The 5,220-nt window shown below is 46.4% G+C and carries 3 protein-coding genes; all 3 read left to right on the forward strand.

The genetic code is table 11. The features are described from left to right. A partial coding sequence (locus AC58PQ_RS29405; RefSeq protein WP_497247921.1) for a right-handed parallel beta-helix repeat-containing protein occupies positions 1–474 on the forward strand: 474 nt, incomplete at its 5' end. 16 nt (positions 475–490) lie between these two features. Continuing rightward, positions 491–2,911, forward strand: a complete 2,421-nt coding sequence (locus tag AC58PQ_RS29410) for a glycoside hydrolase family 95 protein (RefSeq protein WP_497247923.1) — start codon at positions 491–493, stop codon at positions 2,909–2,911. Positions 2,912–3,481: 570 nt separating this feature from the next. Beyond that, a partial coding sequence (locus AC58PQ_RS29415; protein WP_497247925.1) for a glycoside hydrolase family 98 domain-containing protein occupies positions 3,482–5,220 on the forward strand: 1,739 nt, incomplete at its 3' end.

Below are 5,220 nucleotides of genomic sequence, written 5' to 3' on the forward strand. Positions count from 1 at the left end.
ATAGTTATACGGGATAATACGTTTGACGGGATGCAGATGAGCGGTATTCTCATTGCGGATGACGGCGAAAGCTGGTTTGAATCGGGTATGGTACAGGATGTGACCATTTCACATAACAATTTTATTGGATGCGGTGACCCCGTCATAAGTGTCATGCCTGAAAATGAAGAAGTTCACTACAAGGATCCCGTGCATCGAAACATTACGATCGAGCATAATTTTTTCTATTTGGCTGGAACAAGTCTAGTCGATGCCAAAAGCACGCAAGGTTTGGTGATCAGAGGGAATGTAGTGGGTGGCACTGACAACGCAAGGAAACCGCTGGTGAACTTGGAAGCATGTTCGGATGTGCTCGTAGAAGACAATAATTTTCCAGTGCAAAAACTGCGAATACACATCACCAATATGCCAGTAGAAACCGTGACAATTGCTCACTTACAACCATTTATGTTGGAAACAGCGACAAACGAATGAAAAGGTGAGAATGGGAATGAATAATCAATCAACGAGCCATACGTTGTGGTACACGAAAAAGGCTTCGCAATGGGTGGAAGCATTGCCTATCGGCAACGGTAGACTCGGTGCAATGGTGTATGGAGGTACTGATCAAGAGCGAATCGATTTGAATGAGGATACGTTGTGGTCTGGATTTCCGCGGGATACGAATAATTACGATGCCATCCGGCATTTAGCTTCTGCTCGCGAGCTGGTTGCATCCGGTCAGTATCGAGCTGGTGAGAAACTCATTGAACAGCAAATGCTTGGTCCTTGGCACGAATCATATATGCCGCTTGGAAGCCTCCTTATTCAACAACTCGGACTTAGTGAGGAAGAAAATTACCACCGAGAGCTGGATTTGAAAACAGGAATAACGACTACTTCATTTACGAGTGGAGGGATAACTTATAAGCGCGAGGCGTTCGTCAGCATGCCTGATCAGCTAGTAATCGTGGGATTTAGCTGCTCGAAGGGTGGGAAGTTATCACTGGGAATCAAGCTGGAGAGCTTGCTCCATAGCGCTGTACGAAGTCGAGGCAATAATGAGCTTATCCTAGAAGGCACGTGTCCGAGCCATGTAGAACCGAACTACATCGAAGATCATCCGAGTCCGATTCTGTATGAAGAAGGGAGAGGAATGCGCTTCGAAGCGCACTTGCGGGTTTTTAACACAGGAGGGAGTTGTACAGTTAACGGAGTCGGCGAACTTGAGATTAGTAATGCAGATACCGTATACATTTGCTTGGCTGCCGCAACCAATTTCTCAGCGAACGGCAAGGAACGTATAGTCGCCGATAAAGATTTGTCGCGTGTTTGCCGGCATCAGCTCGATGATGGAAGCGGTAGAACATATGCTGAAGTGAGAGAGAGGCACTTGCAAGACTTCCGGTCTCTTATGGGGAGAGTTGAGCTTCAACTAGAGGAAACGGAATCATCACGACTTCCAACAAATCTCAGGCTCGAAGCGGTTAGCAGCGGAGCCGAAGATCCGCAGTTGGCGGCGCTATATTTTCATTACGGACGCTACCTGTTAGTGTCGAGTTCGCGACCAGGTTCGCAGCCCGCCACTTTGCAAGGCATATGGAATCGAGAGATTAGGCCGCCTTGGGGCAGCAATTGGACGACAAATATTAACGTGCAAATGAATTATTGGCTTGCTGAAGTGTGCAATTTAAGCGATTGCCACGAACCACTGCTCACTTGGATTCGCAGGCTCAGCCTTGAAGGGAGAAGGACAGCCGAGATTCATTACGGCTGCAGAGGGTGGACGGCGCACCATAATGTAGATCTGTGGTTGGATAGCTCACCCGCTAACGGTCAAGCTGTCTGGGCGTTCTGGCCCATGGCAGGAGCGTGGTTATGTGCTCATCTGTGGGAACATTACTTATTCACACTGGATCGTAACTACTTGGAGGAAAGCGCTTATCCTGTAATGAAAGAAGCAGCGCTATTTTGTTTAGACTGGCTCATCCGCGATAAGACGTCCGGCTTGCTGATTACGGGCCCGTCTACGTCGCCGGAAAATAAATTCATCACAGCGGATGGTGAACCTTGCGCGGTTGCGAAAGCTTCTACCCTAGATCTTCTCTTAATTCGCCAGTTGTTCCAAAATTGCATCGCCGCAGCCGATCTCCTTGGAAAGGATCGCGAATCTAGCTTGGAATTGCAGGACGCGCTGTCACAATTGTTCCCGCTGCAGATTGGCGGGCGCGGACAGCTTCAGGAATGGGCCGAAGATTTCGTCGAGTGGGAACCTGGGCACAGGCACTTCTCCCATTTATACGGGCTGTTCCCTGGGGACCAGATCCGGTTCGAACGAGATCCGGAATTAGCGGCAGCTTGCCGTCGTTCCTTGGAGCTTCGAATGGAGCACGGCGGCGGTTACACAGGCTGGAGCTGCGCATGGAGTATGGCGCTATGGGCCAGACTGCGCGATGGAGAGAAAGCTCATCACTGCTTTATCGAACTGTTGCGGAACTCAACGTTCGTGAACCTATTTGACGGACACCCGTACATGGTTGACACGAGAATCGATTATTCCAAGGCTATCTTTCAAATTGATGGAAACTTTGGAGGGACAGCTGCGATTGCGGAAATGCTGTTGCAAAGTCATACAGAAGAGCTCCACCTTCTGCCCGCGCTTCCTGAACAGTGGTCGACAGGTTCGGTTACCGGACTGAAGGCCAGAGGTGGATTTACTGTCAGCATGGAGTGGCAAAGCGGGAAACTGCTGAATGTATCTATCCTGTCTGTATACGGGGGGATGTGCCGCATACGATCCAAGGACGATTTGATGATCTCAGAAGATACGAAGCTTGATCGTTCAGCGGTCGATACCACGTTTGAGGACGGTAATTATAGGTTTGTTTTTCCTACTGAGGCAGGGCAGCTCATCGTATTAGAAGTAGGCTAATGCTTGAAAGACGATGGAACCAAGTGTTTGCTGAAAGGCTTAAATTTCATCTTCACAGATCGGCAGAATTTGGAGAACATGTAGCTCTGTTATATTAAGCATTTCATTGATATACTGACTTTAGCATCTGTTATTCTTCTTTGTTGTTGTTGGATTGGACTTACAACAATACAGGATTGGCAGATGTTTTTTCATGTTCAGACTTAGTTTATATCGTCAAGAACTGATTTCTGTTTTTAGCCAAAAAAATATAAATCAACTAGTCATATTAGTATATTTATTTTAGATACTACTAGGTTTACACTAAAACCATCGGTACCGAATAGCTAACAAGAAAAGCTATTAACTTCTGTCAAATAAGATATATCGAATGAATAGGGGGATAAATATTGGAATGATAACAGTTCAAGCATTAAAACAAGGGGTCGAATAATTCCTAACTGATTTTTGGCGGGTCGGCCTAAATTAGGGTAAAGTGGCTTGATGACCGGAAGTAGGCTATCTAGTCCCAATTAGGTATAAGGATTATCGTGGTTAGTAACTATTTTTATTATTTTAAGGAGGATTATCATGAGAGAACTGATGCAAAATTCTTTGCGCCGCATGATTAGTATGATTCTGGTAGTATGCATGTCGTTTTCAGCCTTTCTAATTACACCTAAATCGCAGACAGCAGTTGCGGCTGCAAATGACGAGAGCAATACAGCACCAATGCGGCGGGTGATCGATAAGAATCATCCCGTGGACCTGTTTACGTATTATATTACCGACGGTTTCGATACACCGAGTACTAAAGGCGAAGCGGCAAACGATCCGACACTTGCGAGTAAAGAATACGATGATAACGTTAATAAAATCGAAGATATCATCGCAGCAACGCCGGAAGATTTGAGAGATTCTTTGGTTATTTTATTAGTCGGCCATGGAGACAGAAAGGTTAATCCAGACGGTACACTCAACCCTACATCAACGCATAATGATTATACGCAGACGATGCAGACATACTATCAATTTGCTGATATCTGCGAAAAACTAGGCGTAGACTTTATCGTTCAGCAGATACAGGGTGAATCAAGAACGGACTTTTTCATTCCTATGGAAGATTTCCAACACATGGCGGATAACTACGAGCATTTTATCGGTTTCAATATGGCGGAGCTTGATAACAGTGTGGGCTGGCGCGGAGACGTGTATGGTAATCAGTCTACGTATATAGCCGACGCGATTAACTTCTCTGGCAAAAACGGAATGTTCGTTTTCTGGAAAGATTCAAACAACGGCCAATTCCAAAATGGATTGTTTTTCGATTATTTGCAGAATAATCAATATCTGTACGATTCGATGAAAGCAAATCATAAGAACGTTGTTCTGATGTACAAGCAAAGTTTTGTTGATATTGAAACCGTTTCCATAATTATGGGACTTTGGCTCGGGGGATTCGCTGATAACTGGGGCATCGCGCCTGACTGGTGGGGATATGGCAACGCAACGAGCATTAGCGGCCAGGGGCCCAGCAGAATGAATGCGCCTGATACACAGTACGCCATGAATCTGATGCGGTCTTTGATGAACGGCGGCACGGTTACATGCGTTGAAGCGGGCTATTATGCGATGAATTCGTATGGAACGCGTATCGCTTCGGCTATGAATGTCATGTATCCTTTATATCAGGATATGAAGCATGGTCGGCTTTCCATTCCGTCAAAAGCAGAAGTCCTCGCCAACGTTAAGGCCGTAGCTCTCGGACGTGCTGCATATGGCGGTACGGGTGACGGTGGCACTGACATAGCGAATTATACAGACTTTACTTGGAAGCCTATCGACCCTGCATTGAATGGACGTGGTGTCAATCAGGCGACGGGTAAATACGGCTTGATTCCCTCTTTGCCGTTGAATACCGACGAACAAGTGTTACAGAAGTTCCGCGATGCAGGTATCAAAATCGTTACGACACAACAGGATCAGTCGTATTACGACACGCTCTATCCCGATAACACATTGCCCGGTACAACGGCGTTTGCGCAGAACGTGGCGAATACACAGTGGTGGTTCATGAACAGCACTTATGTGAGTGAAACGTATGCACGAACGAATAAGGACAAAATGCAGACGGCAAAAATTGTTCCCGTTCAAAACATGACAACAAGCGTGGATATCACGATGCCCATCGCCGACTTCGGATATATGAACGAGGTGGCAGGGGGTATGAACTTCACGTTCAACAACTATATCATCGACCACCGTAATATGCCCGGAGGATATCAGTGGCCACCTTTCTATAGCTTAGCTTACAGAAAACAGGCGAACGG

The organism is Paenibacillus sp. J22P143 (assembly GCF_059692035.1).

What these genes read in the sequence shown, in the direction of transcription:
- AC58PQ_RS29410 (WP_497247923.1), top strand. Translation starts at nt 491, where the DNA reads ATGAATAATCAATCAACGAGCCATACGTTGTGGTACACGAAAAAGGCT.